This is a genomic window from Nocardia sp. NPDC004168, from assembly GCF_040610355.1.
GTDB classification, from domain to species: Bacteria; Actinomycetota; Actinomycetes; order Mycobacteriales; family Mycobacteriaceae; genus Nocardia; species Nocardia sichangensis.
Map to the genome: position 1 here is coordinate 94,279 of NZ_JBEXME010000024.1, position 18,416 is coordinate 112,694.

Genomic DNA, 18,416 nt, shown 5'->3' on the forward strand with positions numbered 1-18,416 from the left:
GGCAGGTACGCAGCATCATCTGCACTACGCGGCCCCGTACTATCTCGGGGAACCTTCGTTGTCCCTGCGGAAGAAAGCGCGAATCTCGTTGAGGCTGGGGGCGCCCGGGGAGATATCGGGCAGGTCGGGCAGGTCGTCGAGGTCGTCGTCGATGGGTGCGGCGAGCGCCTCGGCCTGCTGCTTCGCCCGGTGCGCCGCGGCTAGGGTGACCTCCACGATCGCCCTGCTCAACTGCTCCGGTGTCTGGCGCATCGCCGCGGCCGTGAGGCGCAGGTCCGTCAGCACGCCGGCGGCGTCCACCGTCACCTCTACCGATTGGTCGGGAGAACTCGCCTGCGTGCGAGCATTCTCCAGTTCTCGGAACACATCGGCGAGCCGACCCTGCTGACGTTCGAAGGAGTCGAGGAGATGTTCGAGCTGGTTGCGCATGCCGTTGTTGGCCGAGCGCAGGCCTTCGCGCTCCCATCGATCCATGCCACGACCTTCCGACTCGAATTCCTCAGCGGACAGCGACGACCGCGGACCTCCGAACGTGCCCATAATGATGACCGACAGGTGCGTGGTTCACCGCTGGTGGGAAGGGAGAAAGAACCAGACGCCGACCGCCCGGGCCGAGGCGGGTCTCATCGCCGGTCCGGCACCGCCGCACGCGACATCGTCACCAGCAGCCGACCCAGCACCTTCTGCGGGCCGTTGGCCTCGTCGTCACTCGATTCGACCGCGGCGAATCCCTCGGCCAGCGCCCTGCCCGGAACGAATAGACCCTGCTCGAAACAGTCGTCGCCGAGCTGCGCCCGCCACCGCTTGTAGCCGGCGACCACCCGGCTCAGCGTCTGGCCTCGGGGGTCGTCGATCCGCACGTATTCGGTGATGAGCGCGCGTTGCGCCTCCTTGTGCGCCCGGAACCCGCCGATGAGGTCGATCGCGGCGCCGAGTTCCCGCAGGATCGCGGCATACATCGGTCGCCGTGGAGGACCGGATCGGGTCGTCGCCCGGGAACGGCCGGCCAACGTCCGAGGATCGATCACAGCAGCGTGAGCCAGTACGATCCACGGCGCCACCTCACCGGATCGCTTTGCCGTGCTGCGATCCTCGACGGAAGACAGCGAATCCGTCACATCCCGGATCTCGACTCCGCGCAGCACGACCGGCATCCGCGGGAGGACGGTGTCGACAGCATCGGCGATGTCCTGGACCGTTGCCGCGGCGATACCCGCCGCGTCGAATCCGACAATTTCGATGTTGTGCCGAGCGGCCATCTCCCGAGCGATCCGCATGGCCTCGGCATCGGTTGCTCGGTGAGCCCGCACGCCTGCGGGTTTCGGGGCCCGCTTCCGCCCGAGACGAGCCGGCTCCGGCTTCTTGCCCGCGGGCGGGCGGTCCGGGGTGCGCGGAGGAGATATCCGAGGCGGGGTTTCGTTCGCCGGCGCGGCCGAGGGGCTCGGAGCCTTTGCCCAAGGGGTGCCCGACCCGTTCCGCGTCCACGGCGTACCCGCCGGCGGCTTGCCGGCGTCCTTGCGGCCGCCCGGCATCGTCTGTGGACCCGCCTGCTGCCTCGTCGGTGTATCCGCCGGCGCTCCCTGCCGCTCTGCGCCGTTACCGGGCGTCGTCGGCGATCCGGTCTCGGCCGCCGGGGGTTGGTCACCGGATTTGTCCTGCGATTCGGTTTCTGGAGGATTGGTCGTCGAATCGTCCTGCTGTCCGGATTCCGGAGGTTGCTGTCCGGACTCTGCGGGCTGCTGGCCAGGATTCGCGGGCTGCTGACCGGGTGTCGGGGGTTGCTGGCCGGATGTCGGTGGTTGCTGTGTATCGACGCGGTCGTTCGGGGTGTCCGGCTGCGGACGGGCGGAGTCTCCGTTCGCCGTGCGATCGAACGTGCCCGGCGACCGTACGGAATCGTCTGTGGGACTGAGAGATTCGCTAGACGTCGTCTGCGGAATGGGTCCTGCCGACCGGTTCTGGCTCGGTGCGTTCGTGTACGGGATGCCATCGTCGGCCGAGTTTCGGATGTTCCGCCTGCCGTCGTGGTCTCGGTCCTCGAACGCATCGGCCGCATCCTTCATCGCGGAGCTCATCGCCCGTATGTCCGCGACGAGGTCGTCGAACCCATCCAACGTACGGTCGGCACCGGGCTTGTAGGTGTGGGCGAACGTCTCGCCGGCTTCGTCGTCACCCCAGAACTCACCCTCGTCGGCGAGTGCCGCCTTCAGCTCGTTCGCCACCCGTTCGGCGTCTTCGGCCGCCTGCCGCAGCTCCTGCGCCGATTCGCGCAGCTGGGCCGGGTCGACCGACAGTGATTCGGCCACGCGACCCCCTAGGTCGATATCGAGACGGCCCGGCCGTCTTCGGCTGCTCAACGGGACGTCGCGCATCGGCGAACCGCCACGCGCTGGGCCGACCCGAGCCGAAGCATATGCGACGTGCGCTGGTGTTCTCGTCGGCGGGAACGTGTGCGGTGGGCGCTGCTGCGCTGGACGCTTGCGCGAGCGGGCGGTGACAGTGTGGCGAGCGTGGCGGCCGGCCTGGACTCCGACAATGTCGACATCCGGCTGTGCGCGGTCCTGGCGCTCGCCGAACTACCGGCGACGAGACGACGGTGGCGCTCACGAGCGCGCTCGATGACCCGGACCCGACGGGACCCCCGCACCGACCCCCGCGAGCGGCACATGGCTGTGGCAAACGTCGAGTAGAGCTCTCGCTGGTGTGCCACTCGTCGTCATCGCGGAGCCCGATCGCGTTCGAGTCGGCTGGCTGTGATTCGTTCGGTGGCTAGTGCGGAGGCTTGGTCGAGGTTGCCGCCGGTCAATCGGGCCAGGATGTCCTTCAAGGTTTTGATTTCGCCGGAACCGCCCCAGTGTCCTTCGGGAATCTCGGTGGGAAAGACCCAGATGCGGCCGGGGTCACGAGGCCACGCGCCGTCTTCGGCGTCGAGGATGGCCTCGGTGATCTCCCGGACGACACCGGCCCGCTGGATCGCGTCGAGTTGTCCCTCCGGTACGGACGGCACCACTTTGTACCGTGGGGCTTCCGCGGGCGCGCCGCCGACGAACACGGCGGCCGGCCGGTGCAGAAAGGCCCACGACACGGAGCGTGTGATCGGGTCCGACGGGTCGAAACCCTCATGCCGGATGAGGATTTCGGTGATTCGGTTCAGCAGGGCTGCTTCGCGCTCGGGAGTGAAGGTGCCCGCAGGGATGTAGACATCGAGCATGGGCATGCCGACCGCCTCCTAGGTTTAGTTATGAAACTCAGATGGCGGCACCGTATGACCCTGGATATAAAAAGTCAACTCAGATGGGTATCGTGGCCGCATGACGTCCGCACCGCGCATCGACCCCGTCAACTGCTCAGTGGCACGTGCGCTGTCGGTGATCGGAGAACGCTGGTCGCTACTGATCGTGCGGGAGGCGCTCGACGGCGCGCGACGGTTCAGCGAGTTCCGCGACCGCTTGGGCATAGCCAGCAATCTGCTCTCGGCCCGGCTCGACAGCCTCGTCGAAGCCGACGTGCTGGAAAAAATTCCTTATCGGGAACCAGGGACTCGCCAGCGCTACGAGTACCGCCTCACCCAGCGCGGCTTGGATCTGCGACCGACCTTGATCGCCTTACTCGAATGGGGCGACAAATATCTGGCAGATCCGCAGGGCCCCTCGGTAGTGGTCCGCCACCAGACCGAAAGCGGCGAGGAATGCCAGAAGCCGGTCCGCGTCGTCCTCGAATGCGCCGGTGGCCACACCCATTTGCCACCCTCGACGATCCGCCGCACACCCGGACCCGGGGCGCATCTCGTGAACCCGGTCTGACCTCGGCTGAGGATGCCAGTGACCGCCGATGGAAGCAGTCCGCCTCACAAACGGCGAAGGCCGCCTCTATCGCATCGATGGAGGCGGCCTTCGGTTCGGCTGGGTCCGTGAAATCAGCGGGTGAACAGAAGCGCTCGCTTGACTTCCTGAATCGCCTTGGTGACCTCGATGCCGCGGGGGCAGGCGTCGGTGCAGTTGAAGGTGGTGCGGCAGCGCCAGACGCCTTCGACGTCGTTGAGGATGTCGAGGCGTTCGCGGGCGGCTTCGTCGCGGCTGTCGAAGATGAAGCGGTGGGCGTTCACGATCGCGGCCGGGCCGAAGTAGCTGCCGTCGCTCCAGTACACGGGGCAGGAGGTGGTGCAGCAGGCGCACAGGATGCACTTGGTGGTGTCGTCGAACCGGGCGCGGTCGGCCTGGCTCTGGATGCGTTCGCGGGTGGGCTCGTTGCCCGAGGTGATCAGGTAGGGCTTCACCGCGCGGAACGCGTCGAAGAACGGCTCCATGTTCACCACGAGGTCCTTCTCCACGGGCAGGCCGCGGATCGGCTCGACGGTGACGGTGATCGACTTGCCGTTCTTGGGCAGCATGTCCTTCATCAGCACCTTGCAGGCCAGCCGGTTGACGCCGTTGATCCGCATGGCGTCGGAACCGCAGACGCCGTGCGCGCAGGACCGGCGGAAGGTGAGCGTGCCGTCCAAGTAGGACTTGATGTAGATCAGCAGGTTCAGGAAGCGGTCGGTCGGCAGCGCGGGCACCTGGAAGGACTCCCAGTGCGCGCCCTTGTCGTCCTCCGGATTGAACCGGGCCACCTTGACGGTGATCATCACGGAGCCCTCGGGGACCGGAGCGGGCGTCTGCGAAGAGGGTGCTTCGGCAACAGCAGTCATCAGTACTTACGCTCCATCGGCTCGTAACGGGTCTGCACCACCGGCTTGAAGTCCAGGCGGATGTCCGAAAGGAGCTCCGAGCCCTCCTTGTAGGCCATCGTGTGGCGCATGAAGTTCACGTCGTCGCGGTCCGGGTAGTCCTCGCGGGCGTGGCCGCCGCGCGATTCCTTCCGGTTGAGCGCGCCGACCACGGTGACCTCGGCCAGCTCGAGCAGGAAGCCGAGCTCGACGGCCTCGAGCAGGTCGCTGTTGTAGCGCTTGCCCTTGTCCTGCACGGTGATCCGCGCGTAGCGCTCCTTGAGCGCGTGGATGTCGGTGAGCGCCTGCTTGAGCGTGTCCTCGGTGCGGAACACCGAGGCGTTGTTGTCCATCGACCGCTGCAGCTCGGTGCGGATGTCGGCGACCCGCTCGTCGCCGTGCTCGCTCAGCAGCTGGGTCAGCCAGTCCTGCACCATCTGCGCCGGGTTCTCCGGCAGCTCGACGAACTCGCTGCGCTGCGCGTGCTCCGCGGCGGCGATGCCGGCGCGGCGGCCGAACACGTTGATGTCCAGCAGCGAGTTGGTGCCCAGACGGTTGGCGCCGTGCACCGAGACGCACGCGCACTCGCCCGCGGCGTAGAGGCCGGGGACGACGTCGCTGTTGTTGCGCAGCACCTCGCCGCGGATGCGGGTCGGGATGCCGCCCATCACGTAGTGACAGGTCGGGAACACCGGCACCAGTTCCTTCACCGGGTCCACACCCAGGTAGGTACGGGAGAACTCGGTGATGTCGGGCAGCTTCTCCTCGAGCACGTCCTCGCCGAGGTGGGTCACGTCGATGTAGACGTAGTCCTTGTTCGGGCCCGCGCCGCGACCCTCCAGCACCTCGAGCACCATCGAGCGGGCGACGATGTCACGCGGCGCGAGGTCCTTGATGGTGGGGGCGTAGCGCTCCATGAACCGCTCGCCGTCGGCGTTGCGCAGGATGCCGCCCTCGCCGCGGACGGCCTCGGAGATCAGGATGCCGAGTCCGGCCAGGCCCGTCGGGTGGAACTGGTGGAACTCCATGTCCTCCAGCGGCAGGCCCTTGCGGAACACGATCGCCATGCCGTCGCCGGTCAGGGTGTGCGCGTTCGAGGTGGTCTTGTACATCCGGCCCGAACCGCCGGTGGCGAACACGATCGACTTGGCGTGGAAGACGTGGATGTCGCCGGTGGCCAGCTCGTAGGCGACCACGCCGGTCGCGACCGGGCCGCGATCGGTGTCGGTGAGCACCAGGTCCAGCACGTAGAACTCGTTGAAGAACTCCACGTCGTGCTTGACGCAGTTCTGGTACAGCGTCTGCAGGATCATGTGGCCGGTGCGGTCGGCGGCGTAGCACGCGCGGCGAACCGGGGCCTTGCCGTGATCGCGAGTGTGCCCGCCGAAGCGCCGCTGGTCGATCTTGCCCTCGGGCGTCCGGTTGAACGGCAGGCCCATCTTCTCGAGGTCGAGCACCGCGTCGATGGCCTCTTTGGCCATGATCTCCGCGGCGTCCTGGTCGACCAGGTAGTCACCACCCTTGACGGTGTCGAAAGTGTGCCATTCCCAGTTGTCCTCTTCGACGTTGGCCAGCGCGGCGCACATGCCGCCCTGGGCCGCGCCGGTGTGGCTGCGGGTGGGGTACAGCTTGGTCAGCACCGCCGTCCGAGCACGCGGGCCGGCCTCGATCGCGGCGCGCATGCCCGCGCCGCCCGCGCCGACGATGACGACGTCGTAGCGGTGCTCCTGGACAGGACGAGATTCACTCATGCGAGGGGGCCTGTTCCTAACTGATGTTGGGGTCGAAGGTGAAGATGACGTAGGTGCCCACGCCCATGATCAGGATCATCGAGACGGCCAGCAGGGTCTTGAGCCAGAAGCGGGTCGAGTCCTTGCGGGAGTAGTCGTCGATGACCGTGCGCAGGCCGTTGCCGCCGTGCAGCTGCGCCAGCCACAGCATGGTCAGGTCCCAGAACTGCCAGAACGGGCTGGACCAGCGGCCTGCGACGAAGGCGAAGTTGAGTCGCTTCACGCCGCCGTCGAGCAGCAGCATGATCGCCATGTGGCCGAGTACAAGCACGATCAGCAGCAGGCCGGAGAAACGCATGAACAGCCAGGCGTACTTCTCGAAGTTGTTGTTCGAGCGCGCGCGCGGCGAACGCGGCAGGTCCAGGCTGGCCGGACGGTCGTAAGACTTTCCGATGACAGGTGCGCTCATTTTCAGTGCTCCGTGAACAGGTAGAAGAACTGGCGCCCGATCGCGGGAACGGCCAGCAGGAACCAGATCGCGAGAATGATCCAGAGCATCAGGCGCTGGTACTTCGGGCCCTTGGACCAGAAGTCCACCAGGATCACGCGGACGCCGTTGAGCGCGTGGAACAGGACGACGACGACCAGGCCCATCTCCATCAACGCCACGATGGGCGTCTTGTAGGTCTCGATCGCTTCGTTGTAGGTGTCCGGGCTCACGCGCACCAGGGCGGTGTCCAGCACGTGGACGAAGAGGAAGAAGAAGATGGTGACGCCGGTGATCCGGTGCAGCGCCCACGACCACATTCCGGGGTCGCCTCGGTACAGCGTCTTCCGCTTCGGCTGGGCCGGAGCTTCAATCGTGGTCATAGAGTGCGGTGCCTCCAACGTCGTTGATGGACCCGGTTTCAGATCCGACGCCGACGGCGTGGCGGGCGAATGCCCAGGTGGCTGTACTCCGGCCCGTCGCAGGGAACCTGAACCGATCTGTTCTGGACTCTAATCCTCCAGCAATCCCGGAACTAATTCGGCGTACCGTGCGTTGCGCGACACCGGATCGGGTTAGGCTTACCTTTCTTGATGGGTGCGGGGTTCCGTCGTGGTCCTTGCGCGGCCGTGATCGGCTCGGTCCCGAAGGGGTTCTCTGTGTCGGAAATCGACTGGAAATTATTGCGCGACAATGCTTTTCAAGCCATGCACAACGCCTATGCGCCGTACTCGCGGTTTCCGGTCGGCGCCGCGGCTCTCAGTGTCGATGGTCGAACAGTGAGCGGTTGCAATGTGGAAAATGTCTCATACGGTTTGGGCCTGTGTGCCGAATGTGTACTCATCGGTAACTTGATTTCGGGGGGTGGGGGGCGTCTTCGGGCCATCTCCGTCACCGATTCTCGCGGCGAAATCCTGATGCCCTGCGGGCGCTGCCGCCAACTGCTCCACGAGCACAGTGGAGGCGATCTCCTTGTTGATCACAAGGCCGGGCCCGTGCCGTTGCGCACGCTGCTGCCGGACGCGTTCGGCCCCGACGACTTGGACGCGGGGCAGGTCTAGGCGAGCACCTCGGCGACGCTGCCGGTGTCGCCCGGCTCGCGACCGCCGGTCATACCGATTCGTGTGCGTCTGCCCTCGTAGATCGTGGCGGATCCGCCGGATGATCTCGGCTTCGGCGCGCCCGGAGACCTGCAGCGCTGCGGGTGGCGTCCCATCGGCGAGAACTCGGCTGCGCGCAGGCCCATGCCAAACTGTCGACCGTGACGGCACTGGACGCGGTTTCGATCATCACGACCAAGCGCGACGGCGGTGAGCTGTCGGACGCGCAGATCGACTGGGTGGTCGACGGCTTCACCCGCGGCGCGGTGGCCGACGAGCAGATGTCGGCGCTGGCCATGGCGATCGTCTGGCGCGGGATGACGCGGCGCGAGACGGCGCGGTGGACCGCCGCGATGATCGCGTCCGGGCGGCGCATGGACCTCACCGGTCTGCCGCGCCCGACCGTGGACAAGCACTCGACCGGCGGCGTGGGTGACAAGATCACGCTGCCGCTGGCACCGCTGGTCGCGGCGTGCGGCGCGGCGGTGCCGCAGTTGTCCGGGCGCGGTCTCGGTCACACCGGCGGCACCCTGGACAAGCTGGAAGCCATCCCCGGCTGGCAGGCGGACGTGCCCGCGTCGCGGATGCGAGATCTCCTGACCGATCCGGCCATCGGCGCGGTGATCTGCGCGGCAGGCGCCGACCTCGCGCCCGCGGACCGACGGCTCTACGCCTTGCGCGACGTCACCGGCACGGTCGAATCGATCCCGCTGATCGCCAGCTCCATCATGAGCAAGAAGATCGCCGAGGGCACCGCGGCGCTGTTGCTGGACGTCAAGGTCGGCTCCGGCGCGTTCCTGAAGACCCTCGCCGGGGCGCGCGAGCTGGCGACCGCGATGGTCGAACTCGGCGACGACGCGGGTGTGCGGACGGTCGCGCTGCTCACCGCCATGGACACCCCGCTCGGCCGCACCGCGGGCAATGCCATGGAAGTCGCCGAATCGGTGGAGGTGCTCGCGGGCGGTGGTCCCGCCGACGTCGTCGAGCTGACCATCGCCTTGGCTCGCGAGATGGTCGCGCTGGCCGGGCTGGACACCGACCCCGCGGACGCGCTGGCCGACGGCAGGGCGATGGATCACTGGCGGACGATGATTCGCGCCCAGGGCGGCGACCCGGACGCGAAGCTGCCCACCGCGAAACACACCGAGACTGTGCGCTGCGACGCCGACGGCGTCCTGACCAGGCTCGATGCGCTGGGTGTCGGCATCGCCGCCTGGCGTCTGGGGGCGGGCCGGGCGCGTCAGGGCGATCCTGTTCAGTTCGGCGCGGGCATCGAAATGCACGCCAAGCCGGGCGATACCGTGACAGCGGGACAGCCGCTGCTCACTCTGCACACCGATACTCCCGAGGCGTTCCCCGGCGCGATGGAAGCTCTGCGCGACGCCGTCACCATAGGAACCGATGCCGTGCCCATTCCGGGCCAGCTGGTTCTCGATCGGATCACGTCCTGAGCTGTCCGCGGTGTCCCCTCGGGCCTGACCAATGGGCGGTCAAGGGATCGTTCCGTCTCGTGGGCTCAGGGTCGCACCTCGGCGGGAATGTCGATGCTCGTCTCGGCGCCCACACCGGTCCAGCGGCTCACCTGCTTGCTTGCTCCACACGTCCTGTCCCGGCCGGGCCTCCGCCGTACTCGACCGTTCGGCCTCTCTAAGAGGCTCGACCGTTCGGCCTCTGTAAGGGGTGAGGATCACCAGGCTCCCGATCCGGAATCAGCGCACATACGCGCTTGCGGTCCACGGTCCCTGCGTCGGTGGCCGGTCCGAGGGGCTGCGGTACTCCGGCCTGTCGTGGGCCGCACACGTGACGCGCGGGTGACGCAGAACCGGTCGGTGTCCGGTTGTGGACCGGGCAGCATCCGGCGGGCAACGAGATGGTTGTTACGGCCGAAGTCGGCTGCCGTTTCGGCCCGCTGCGGCTACCGTCGATACATGACTGGACCGATGCCTCTGACCCTCGCCTCGATCCGCCAAGCGCCCAAAGCGCTGCTGCACGACCACCTCGACGGTGGCCTGCGGCCCGCGACGGTGCTCGACCTCGCCGCCCAGTGCGGCTACGAGGATCTACCCGCCGACGACGAGGCGTCGCTGGCGGCCTGGTTCCGCGACGCGGCCGACAGCGGATCGCTGGAACGGTACCTGGAGACCTTCGCGCACACCGTCGCCGTGATGCAGACCCCCGAGGGCCTGCGCCGGGTCGCCCGCGAATGCGCCGAGGACCTCGCCGCCGACGGCGTGGTGTACGCGGAGGTGCGTTTCGCCCCCGAACAACACTTGGAGCGCGGTCTCACGCTGGACGAGGTGGTCGAGCACACGCTGACCGGGTTCCGCGAAGGCGAGGCGGCCGCCGCCGAGGACGGGCACCCGATCGTGGTGACCTGTCTGCTCACGGCGATGCGGCACGCCGCGCGCTCGCGGGAGATCGCGGAGCTGGCGGTGCGCTTCCGCGATCGCGGAGTGGGCGGTTTCGACATCGCCGGCGCGGAGGCCGGTTACCCGCCGAGCAGGCACCTGGACGCGTTCGAATACATGCGCGCCAACAGCGCGCACTTCACCATCCACGCGGGCGAGGCCTTCGGCCTGCCGTCCATCCACGAGGCGCTCGCGTTCTGCGGCTGCGACCGGCTCGGCCACGGCGTGCGGATCACCGACGACATCACCGTGCCCGGCGCGGTCGAGGACGCACAGCTCGGGCTGGTCGCCAACTATGTCCGCGACCTGCGCATCCCGCTGGAGCTGTGTCCGTCGTCGAACGTGCAGACCGGCGCGGTGCCCTCGCTGGACAAGCACCCCTTCGACCTGCTGGCCCGCCTGCGTTTCCGCGTCACGGTCAACACCGACAACCGGCTGATGAGCGACACCAGCATGAGCCAGGAGATGCTCAAACTGGTCGAGACGTTCGGCTACGGCTGGAGCGACCTGGAACGGTTCACCATCAACGCCATGAAGTCGGCGTTCATCCCGTTCCCCGAGCGGTTGCGGATCATCGACGACATCATCAAGCCCGGATACGCGGTCCTCATCGGGTAGCGCTGTTCATAAGACGGAATGCGGGCGCGCACGAGGGTAGGCGGCGCCGGATCACCGCGCGGCAGCGAGGTTCCACAGTCGGCAACCGGTTCGCTAGCGTGGCGATTATGGCGACTTTGCGCATCCCCCGCCGATTCAACGGACCGCCCGACTCCGGCAACGGTGGTTACGTGGCCGGTCTGCTCGCCGACCGGCGCCCCGAGCAGGCCGTCACCGTGGTACTGCGCAGTCCGCCGCCCCTGGAGACGCCGCTCGACGTGCGGGGCGAACGGCTCTACGACGGGGACAGACTGATCGCCGAGTCGAAGGGCGGCGAACTCCAACGCGACGCACCGCGCCATGTCGCGTTCGACGACGCGGTGGAGGCGACACGCAGCTACACAAGCATCGAGATGTTCGCTTCCTGCTTCGTCTGTGGCAGCTGCCGGGCGGACGGTCTGCGCATCGAACCCGGCAGGCTCGATGAGAACCGAGTCGCCGCGCCGTGGGTGCCCGACGCCACCGTGCCGCTGGGGCCGCCGCTGCTGTGGGCCGCGATGGACTGCCCTGGCGGCTGGTCGCTGCCCGGCATGCTCGAACGTCCCGCGCTGCTCGGCTCGATGACCGCCACGGTGCACGGCATCCCGCACGTCGACGAGCGCTGCGTCGTGGTGGGCGAGTTCCACGGCGAGCAGGGCCGCAAATGCTTCGCCTCGACCGCGGTCTACAGCGCCGACGGACGCCTGCTCGGGCAGGCCGAGCAGGTCTGGATCCGCTTGACCTGATTACTGCTTGTCGAGCCGGGACTCCAGGTTGCGTTCCAGTTCCCGCCAGGCCTGGGACTCGGCGGCGAACGGCGGGTTGGGCGCCAGCCGGGTGGGGTCCGGGTTCAGCAGGTAGGAGACATACCAGCCCAGCGGGGTGGACTGGGCCAGGGCTTGTTCCACCGTGTCGTCGTCGGCGTAGTCGGCGGCGTCGGTGAACAGTTCGACCGCCAGGTCCAGCTGCTCGATGTCGACCGCCTCCGGGCCTTCGGCCAGGTCCTCGGCCAAGCCGGGCAGCACGTAGACGTTCTCGTCGGTGACCTCGACCTCCAGCGAGCCGTCCACCGCCGCGGTCTGCACATCGGCGAAGGTGCTCACGCGGGACAGATCGTGCTCGTGGTCGTCGGCGAGGTAGCGGGCCAGCGCCCGTTCGGAGGAGAACACGGTGATCGAGCCCTTGGAGCCGAGGAAGATCGGCTCGTCGTCGAGGTAACAGCGCAGCGTGAAGACACTGCCCTCGGACGTGATGATCTTGACCGGGTCGATGCCGACCTCGTGCCAGAACGATTCGTCCTCGTCTTCCTCGTCCTCGTCGTCTTCCTCTTCGTCGAGGTCGACGGGCTCGAACTCCTCGTCCTCGTCGCTGTCGGCCGCGTCGTCGGCGTCGACCACGTTCTCCTCGGCGGCCAGCAGTTCGGCCTCGGCGACCGCGACCGCCTCGGCGTCGACCTCGGGCGTCCGCACCACGGAGTCGATGGCGTCCAGAACGTCGTCCCAGCCCTTGGCGATGGCCGCGCCGATCTGGTCCCACAGCTCCTCGCCGTCGCGACCGACGAACGCGCTCACGCCGCCGGGCAGCGCGCCGAGCACCGGATGCGAGCCGAAGAACTTCGTCACCGTCTCCAGTTCGCACACCTCGCCGATGTTGCGGACCATGCCGAGCGTGTCCTCCAGCTCGGCGACGGTGTCGACGTCGGGCTCGCCCGCCGCCAGCTCCGGCACCGCGACCAGGTCGAAGGAGAAGTTCTCCTCCGGCTCCAGTTCGACCGCCGACAGACCCGCGATGACCTTCCAGGCCGGATGGTCCACCAGGTCGTTGTCGGCGTTGGTGCGGATGAATGCGGCCAGCTCCGCCACGGACTCGAAACCGTAGAGGGCGTCCTCGTGACCGAGGAACGCCTCCCACTCGTCGTCACCGTCTCGCCAGCGCGGTGCCCACAAGGTGACGAGATCGCCGTCGGTCAGGCCGAGCTCGATCGGGACGATGTCTCCAGAAGCCATGTGCGGAAGCCTATCGACCTTCCGCGTCAGGCACTATCCGGCCCGCCCCCATTCGTCCCCGCGGGCGGCTCCGCCGCGGGGACGAACGACTCGTTCAGTGTCGCAACGACCTTGGACCGCTGTGCGCCGGCGTCCTCGGCGGCCTGTCTGCACGCCCAGACGATCAACTGTCCGACCTCCGCGGGCGGCAGCGAGGTGACCGATTCCGCCAAGGTCAGGCCGACCAGCGCGCCATCGCTGTTCACCTCGACGCTCACCGCGCCGTCCTCCGAGGTGAACCGCCCTCGTACCTGCTTCAGTCCGTACAGCGCGGCTTCCAGCGCCTCCAGTTTCTGGGTGGCCGACGTGACCAAGGCGTCCATTTCCGCACTCATACCGGCCTCATCCAGCTCGTCGGTCCCGTGTCCGCGTCGTCGATCCGGTCCAGCTCGTCCACCGCCTGCTGGCGGGTGGGCAGGCCGAGCCGGTCGAGGATGTCCGAGGGCATGCCCGCCTCGGCGAGCAGTTCGCGCCGCCGCGCCCGCGCCGCGATGGCGGAACGCTGGGTGAGCCGCAGGATCTCGTTCGCGAGCGACTGTGCGCCGTAGCGGTATTCGCTGCGCTCGAACTTGATCTCCACCGGCATGCCCTGGTCGGTGGCGCGCACCGAGATGGTGCCCGACCGGTTGCTGCTGGCCGCGACCGTGACATTCGGGACTTGGGGTCGGGTCATGCCGTCGGCCTGTAGAAGCCGTGGAAGTCCATGCCTGAGTTCTCCGTTCGAATCGAGCTGATCTGGACCGGGTCACCCGCCTCGACGAACTGCCCGTTGCCGATCACCATGGCCACGTGGCCGTCCCAGATCGCGAGGTCGCCTGGCATCAGGTCACCGGCCGACACCGGTGTGGCCCCGTTGCCCTGGTCGGCCGCGAGCCGGGGCAGGTCGACGCCCGCCTCGCCGTAGGCGTATTTGGTGAGCCCGCTGCAGTCCAATCCGGCGCCCGGGCTGTTGCCGCCCCAGACGTAAGGCGTGCCGACGGCGCCGATCGCCGACCGGACCGCTGTGGCGGCCTGTTCGTTGGGGGCCTCCACGACGCTGCCGTCGGGCAGCGTGATCTTCACGCCCTTGCCGTCGTCGGGCGCCCCCGACGAACCGGTGTCCGGCCGGGGCGTACCCGACGACGTGCCGGGTGTGCCACTGGAACTGCGCGAGGACAGCGACTGCAGCGGTGTGGCCATCACGGTGCTCAGTAACGACCCCGCACCGTTGAGCACGCCGGACGCGGCGGACGCTGCCTGCTGCACGCCGGCGGCGGGCACACCGGCGAGCGACGTGGTGGGCGGCGGCGGGGTCAGGTCGTTCATCGACGCGGTGTGCGTCTGCAATTCGTTCTGCACCCGGCCGACGACGTTGAGCGCCTGGTTGAGGTGGTCGATCGCCGAGCCGACGAGCACCGTCAGACCCTCCGGCGTCGCCAGGACCGGACCCATGCTCGCCGCGGTGTTCACAAACGACTGCGCGATGTCGGTGAGTTCCTTCTGACCTGTCTCGACCTCGCCCGCGGCCTGGTTCACGACCGTGGCCATGTCGTTGCCGCGATCGGAGATGGTGGCGGCGGTGGTCTGCACGCGCAGCGCTTTCGCGGTGGCCGCGTCGGCGGCGCGGCCGTCCCACGCGGCGTTCATCTCGTTGATGCTGTCGCGGCCCATCTGATGGATCTGGTCGACCACGGTCGAGGTGCTGCGCAGCGCGTCGGTGGGACCGCCCGCGGGCAGCACACCGCTGCCGAAGCTGGCGAGCAGGTCCAGGATCGGCTGGGCCAGTGCGTTGACATCGATCACGCGCTCACTCCAGCTCGGTGGCCGCGCTCCGCAGCGCTCCGGCGTGGGCGGCGTCGGTTTCGGTGAGGACGGCCGCGGACCCGGTGGCCGCGCCGCCCATGCTGGTCAGCACCGCCGACAGCTGCCCGATCGAGGCCACGTGCCCGGCGTGCGCCGCGGCGTAGGCCGCCATGAAGTCACCGCCGATCAACCCCATGATCGGGCCGAGCAACGCGGGCTCGGCCGCCGCCGCGCTCACCCCCGCCGCCGCCATCTCACCGGCCATGACGTGCGCGGTCGCACCGTAGGCCGCGATGCCTTCGGTGTCCGCCGACATCTTTCGCATCAGAGCTTCCCCCATCTGTTGTTCCCAGGCAGAGTACGTCATCCACTTGGTTCGACGCGCGCTGTTCCGTTTCGGTTCCGCCGCTTCGGAAAAAAAGTCCGGTGGCGTCCGGCGGGGCGTCCGCGACCGACCTTATCGTTCCCTCATGCGCACCCACACCGTGGACCATCCACTCGTCGCCGCCCTGATCACCACCATGCGGGACGAGCGAACACCGAATCCGGCTTTCCGTGCCGCACTGCGTGATCTGACCGGAATCCTGATCTACGAGGCGCTGCGCGACGCGGAGGTGGAGCGCTTCGAGATCGTCACCCCGGTCGCTCCCACCGAAGGCGTCCGGCTGGCCCACCCGCCGCTGCTGGTTCCGGTGCTGCGCGCCGGACTCGGCATGGTCGACGCGGCCGCCGAGCTGATCCCGGACGCCAGAATCGGATTCGTCGGTCTCGCCCGCGACGAGGACACGCACCTGCCGGTGCCCTACATGGAATCACTGCCCGCGGATCTGGCCGGGCTGCCGGTCTTCGTGCTCGACCCGATGCTGGCCACGGGCGGCTCGATGCGGCACACCCTGGAGCTGCTCGCGGCACGCGGCGCCACCGACATCACCGCGGTGTGCGTCGTCGCTGCTCCGGAAGGAATTGCGACACTGGCTGATTCGGGTCTGCCGGTGCGTCTGGTCACCGCCGTCGTCGACGCGGGCCTGAACGAGAACGCCTATATCGTGCCCGGTCTCGGCGACGCGGGCGACAGGCAATTCGGCCCGCGCTGAACCTCTGCGGGTCAGAATTTCCGGCAGAAGTCGCGCAGCGCCGAGAGGCGTTCGCGTGCGGCGGCTCGCGCGGCCGGAAGATCGGCGCGCGAGCCGACCGGTTCGATCACCTCCAGATAGCACTTGAGCTTCGGCTCGGTGCCGGAAGGGCGCACGACCACGCGGGACGAAACACCCTGGAAGATCAGCGCGTCGGTGCGCATCCGGCCACGTACGCGGAGCTGATCGGTGTACTCCACCGGCTCGCCCGCGATCTCGTGCGGCGGATCCGTCCGCAACCGCTCGACCGCGGCGGCGGCCGCCGCGGCCGAGGCGAGTCGCAACGACACCTGATCGCCCGCGTGCAGGCCGAATTCCACCGCGTAGTCGTCGAGTTCGTCGTTCAGGTCGCGGCCCGCGGCCTTCAACCGGGCCACCAGGTCGGCGGCCAGCACGGCCGCGGAGATGCCGTCCTTGTCCCGGACCGCCGCCGGGTCGACGCAGTGGCCGATCGCCTCCTCGTAGGCGTACACCAAGCCGTCGCCCGCCCGAGCCAGCCATTTGAATCCCGTGAGCGTTTCCGCGTAGCGGCCGCCGCGCGCGGGCGCCAGCTTCGACAGCAGCCGCGAGGACACGATGGTCGTCGCCACCAGCGCATCATCCGGGGCGGTGCGCAGCACGCAGTCGCCGAGGAGCACGCCGGTCTCGTCGCCGCGCAGCATCCGCCAGCCACCGTCCGGCCGCGGGACGCCGACCGCGCACCGATCGGCGTCCGGATCGAGCGCGATCGCCACGTCGGCGCCGACTCGTGCCGCCGTCGCGAGCAGCAGATCGGTCGCGCCGGGTTCCTCCGGGTTCGGGAACGCGACGGTGGGGAAGTCGGGGTCCGGCCGGAACTGGTCATCGACCACATGGACATCGGGAAAACCCGCCGCGCGGAGCGCTTCGACAGCGAGTTCGCCGCCGACGCCGTGCAGCGGAGTGAGCGCGATCCGGATTCCGGCGCGCGCGCCGGATCCGCCGATCCGGGCGGGCAGTGCGGCGACGCGGTGGAGATAACGCCGCACGAGGTCGTCGTCGGCGGGAGTGACCGGCACGCGGTCGATCGGCTCGGCGACCGCCTCGATGCAGCGCTCGATCTCGGCGTCGGCCGGGGCGATCAACTGCGACCCGCCGTCGAGGTAGACCTTGTAGCCGTTGTCGGTGGCCGGATTGTGCGAGGCGGTGATCTGCACGCCCGCGACCGCGCCCAACTCACGCACCGCGTACGCGACCACAGGCGTGGGCAGCGGACGCGGCAGCAGCGTCACCGGGAAGCCCGCGGCGGCGAAGATCTCCGCGGTCGCCGCGGCGAACTCGGCGGAACCATGCCTGGCGTCGCGGCCGACGACCACCGCGCCGCCCCCGAGGCAGCGATCACGCAACCACGCCACGAGGCCGGCGGTCGCCCGGCTCACCGTGGTGACATTCATGCCGTCGGGGCCGTCGCGCAGCGGCCCGCGCAGGCCTGCCGTGCCGAAGCGCAGCATCTACACCCGTTCCAGCACGCCGCGCAGCAGTTTGCCGAGGCGGGGCGCGGCGGCGTGGCCTTCGGCGAGCACCTCGGCATGGGACAGATGCGCGCCCGTGACCCCCGCGGCCAAGTTGGTGACCAGCGAGATGCCCAGCAGCCGCGCACCGAGCGCGCGGCAGGCGATGGCCTCGAGCACGGTGGACATGCCGACCAGATCAGCGCCGATGGTGCGCAACATCCTGATCTCGGCGGGCGTCTCGTACTGCGGCCCGGTGAGCCCCGCGTAGACGCCCTCGGCCAGGCTCGGGTCGATCTCCCTGGCCAGCGCCCGCAACTCCGGATCCCAGGCGTCGACCAGGTCGACGAAGGTCGCGCCTGCCAGCGGCGTGCGGCCGGTCAAGTTCAGATGGTCGCTGATCAGCACCGGCTCACCCACCCGGAGACCGGAGCGGATACCGCCCGCGGCGTTGGTCAGCACGATGATCTCCGCGCCCGCGGCCACGGCCGCCGACACCGGGTGCACCACATCGGCGGGCTGATACCCCTCGTAGAGATGCTGGCGGCCCATCAACAGCAGCACAGCGTTGTCGTCCACCTGGACGGAATGGATCATGCCGACATGGCCCTGCGCGGTCGGCTTCCCGAAACCGGGCAGCTCCGGCATCGACACCGACGCCCGCGGCGCCCCGATCTCCGCTGCCGCGTCCTGCCAGCCGGACCCCAGCACCACCGCGACCCGGTGGCGTGACACTCCCGTACGTTCGGCGATCGCCTCGGCGGCCTGTTCGGCAAGCATGATCGTCACGATAGTGGATTTCCAGCGCCTGCGGCGCTGGGTGTTCGCGGCCCTCTTATGGCTCGCGTGTGCGCGACCGCCGCTTGCTCCTTCGTCGCGTACGCGGCGGCCGCGGTTCGGCGGCACGGATCGTGCCAC

General features: G+C 68.6%; 22 protein-coding genes. 7 read left to right on the forward strand and 15 right to left on the reverse strand.

Translation table 11 applies throughout. The features are described from left to right. Positions 1-39 precede the first annotated feature (39 nt). Positions 40-474, reverse strand: coding sequence for a YbaB/EbfC family nucleoid-associated protein (locus ABZW96_RS30005; RefSeq protein ID WP_355079073.1), 435 nt, complete (start codon positions 472-474; stop codon positions 40-42). A gap of 149 nt (positions 475-623) precedes the next feature. Then, on the reverse strand, positions 624-1,277 hold the full coding sequence (locus ABZW96_RS30010) for a hypothetical protein (protein WP_355079075.1): 654 nt from the start codon (positions 1,275-1,277) through the stop codon (positions 624-626). A 747-nt stretch (positions 1,278-2,024) separates the two neighbouring features. Here ABZW96_RS30010 and ABZW96_RS30015 point away from each other — a divergent pair. Continuing rightward, a complete protein-coding gene (locus tag ABZW96_RS30015) occupies positions 2,025-2,297 on the forward strand; it encodes a hypothetical protein (protein ID WP_355079077.1) in 273 nt (90 codons plus the stop codon). 419 nt (positions 2,298-2,716) lie between these two features. On the opposite strand, the gene ABZW96_RS30020 is transcribed toward ABZW96_RS30015, so the two are convergent. Next, positions 2,717-3,217: a hypothetical protein gene (locus ABZW96_RS30020; protein ID WP_355079079.1), complete on the reverse strand. Its 501-nt coding sequence runs from the start codon at positions 3,215-3,217 to the stop codon at positions 2,717-2,719. A 94-nt stretch (positions 3,218-3,311) separates the two neighbouring features. Here ABZW96_RS30020 and ABZW96_RS30025 point away from each other — a divergent pair, with 94 nt between their 5' ends. Next, positions 3,312-3,803: a helix-turn-helix domain-containing protein gene (locus ABZW96_RS30025; RefSeq protein ID WP_355079081.1), complete on the forward strand. Its 492-nt coding sequence runs from the start codon at positions 3,312-3,314 to the stop codon at positions 3,801-3,803. Positions 3,804-3,916: 113 nt separating this feature from the next. Here ABZW96_RS30025 and ABZW96_RS30030 read toward each other — a convergent pair whose 3' ends face one another. Genes ABZW96_RS30030 through sdhC form a run of 4 tightly spaced genes read right to left on the reverse strand, consistent with a single transcriptional unit; the run spans position 3,917 to position 7,308 of the window. Next, positions 3,917-4,690 carry a succinate dehydrogenase iron-sulfur subunit gene (locus ABZW96_RS30030; protein WP_355079083.1) on the reverse strand — a complete coding sequence of 258 codons (774 nt, stop codon included), beginning with the start codon at positions 4,688-4,690 and terminating at the stop codon, positions 3,917-3,919. After that, on the reverse strand, positions 4,690-6,459 hold the full coding sequence (gene sdhA / locus ABZW96_RS30035; protein WP_355079085.1) for a succinate dehydrogenase flavoprotein subunit: 1,770 nt from the start codon (positions 6,457-6,459) through the stop codon (positions 4,690-4,692). The genes ABZW96_RS30030 and sdhA overlap by 1 nt, the downstream gene beginning before the upstream one ends. Positions 6,460-6,475: 16 nt before the next feature. Further along, positions 6,476-6,907, reverse strand: a complete 432-nt coding sequence (locus ABZW96_RS30040; RefSeq protein WP_039796191.1) for a succinate dehydrogenase hydrophobic membrane anchor subunit — start codon at positions 6,905-6,907, stop codon at positions 6,476-6,478. A 2-nt stretch (positions 6,908-6,909) separates the two neighbouring features. Next, on the reverse strand, positions 6,910-7,308 hold the full coding sequence (gene sdhC, locus ABZW96_RS30045; RefSeq protein ID WP_083863252.1) for a succinate dehydrogenase, cytochrome b556 subunit: 399 nt from the start codon (positions 7,306-7,308) through the stop codon (positions 6,910-6,912). A gap of 276 nt (positions 7,309-7,584) precedes the next feature. Here sdhC and ABZW96_RS30050 point away from each other — a divergent pair, with 276 nt between their 5' ends. Beyond that, entirely contained in the window at positions 7,585-7,986 is a 402-nt protein-coding gene (locus tag ABZW96_RS30050; protein WP_355079088.1) for a cytidine deaminase, read from the forward strand. Here the strand turns inward: ABZW96_RS30050 and ABZW96_RS30055 are convergent. After that, positions 7,983-8,171 carry a hypothetical protein gene (locus ABZW96_RS30055; protein WP_355079090.1) on the reverse strand — a complete coding sequence of 63 codons (189 nt, stop codon included), beginning with the start codon at positions 8,169-8,171 and terminating at the stop codon, positions 7,983-7,985. The two genes, ABZW96_RS30050 and ABZW96_RS30055, sit on opposite strands and share 4 nt — an antisense overlap. Positions 8,172-8,186: 15 nt before the next feature. Here ABZW96_RS30055 and ABZW96_RS30060 point away from each other — a divergent pair, with 15 nt between their 5' ends. The 3 genes from ABZW96_RS30060 to ABZW96_RS30070 all read left to right on the forward strand — a co-directional run bounded on the left by ABZW96_RS30060 (position 8,187) and on the right by ABZW96_RS30070 (position 11,815). Continuing rightward, entirely contained in the window at positions 8,187-9,476 is a 1,290-nt protein-coding gene (locus ABZW96_RS30060; protein ID WP_355079092.1) for a thymidine phosphorylase, read from the forward strand. 477 nt (positions 9,477-9,953) lie between these two features. Next, complete coding sequence (locus ABZW96_RS30065) at positions 9,954-11,051, forward strand: adenosine deaminase (RefSeq protein ID WP_355079094.1); 1,098 nt, start codon at positions 9,954-9,956, stop codon at positions 11,049-11,051. Between the two features lie 107 nt (positions 11,052-11,158). Then, positions 11,159-11,815 (forward strand): hypothetical protein, encoded by a 657-nt coding sequence (locus tag ABZW96_RS30070; protein ID WP_355079096.1) that lies wholly within the window; start codon positions 11,159-11,161, stop codon positions 11,813-11,815. Here the strand turns inward: ABZW96_RS30070 and ABZW96_RS30075 are convergent, their stop codons facing one another. Genes ABZW96_RS30075 through ABZW96_RS30095 form a run of 5 tightly spaced genes read right to left on the reverse strand, consistent with a single transcriptional unit; the run spans position 11,816 to position 15,221 of the window. Continuing rightward, complete coding sequence (locus ABZW96_RS30075; protein WP_355079098.1) at positions 11,816-13,075, reverse strand: primosomal protein; 1,260 nt, start codon at positions 13,073-13,075, stop codon at positions 11,816-11,818. Between the two features lie 26 nt (positions 13,076-13,101). After that, positions 13,102-13,449 carry a YbaB/EbfC family nucleoid-associated protein gene (locus ABZW96_RS30080; protein WP_355079100.1) on the reverse strand — a complete coding sequence of 116 codons (348 nt, stop codon included), beginning with the start codon at positions 13,447-13,449 and terminating at the stop codon, positions 13,102-13,104. Further along, positions 13,446-13,787: a hypothetical protein gene (locus tag ABZW96_RS30085; protein WP_067803443.1), complete on the reverse strand. Its 342-nt coding sequence runs from the start codon at positions 13,785-13,787 to the stop codon at positions 13,446-13,448. The genes ABZW96_RS30080 and ABZW96_RS30085 overlap by 4 nt, the downstream gene beginning before the upstream one ends. Then, on the reverse strand, positions 13,784-14,896 hold the full coding sequence (locus ABZW96_RS30090; RefSeq protein WP_355079102.1) for a C40 family peptidase: 1,113 nt from the start codon (positions 14,894-14,896) through the stop codon (positions 13,784-13,786). The genes ABZW96_RS30085 and ABZW96_RS30090 overlap by 4 nt, the downstream gene beginning before the upstream one ends. A 4-nt stretch (positions 14,897-14,900) precedes the next feature. Continuing rightward, positions 14,901-15,221: a hypothetical protein gene (locus ABZW96_RS30095; RefSeq protein WP_355079104.1), complete on the reverse strand. Its 321-nt coding sequence runs from the start codon at positions 15,219-15,221 to the stop codon at positions 14,901-14,903. A gap of 145 nt (positions 15,222-15,366) precedes the next feature. On the opposite strand from ABZW96_RS30095, the gene upp reads away from it, so the two are divergent. After that, positions 15,367-15,990 (forward strand): uracil phosphoribosyltransferase, encoded by a 624-nt coding sequence (upp, locus tag ABZW96_RS30100; RefSeq protein ID WP_355079106.1) that lies wholly within the window; start codon positions 15,367-15,369, stop codon positions 15,988-15,990. An 11-nt stretch (positions 15,991-16,001) separates the two neighbouring features. Here upp and ABZW96_RS30105 read toward each other — a convergent pair whose 3' ends face one another. Both ABZW96_RS30105 and ABZW96_RS30110 read right to left on the reverse strand, forming a co-directional pair. Continuing rightward, positions 16,002-17,498 carry a phospho-sugar mutase gene (locus tag ABZW96_RS30105; RefSeq protein ID WP_355079108.1) on the reverse strand — a complete coding sequence of 499 codons (1,497 nt, stop codon included), beginning with the start codon at positions 17,496-17,498 and terminating at the stop codon, positions 16,002-16,004. Further along, entirely contained in the window at positions 17,499-18,278 is a 780-nt protein-coding gene (locus ABZW96_RS30110; protein WP_355079110.1) for a purine-nucleoside phosphorylase, read from the reverse strand. It abuts the gene before it with no gap. Positions 18,279-18,416: the final 138 nt, after the last annotated feature.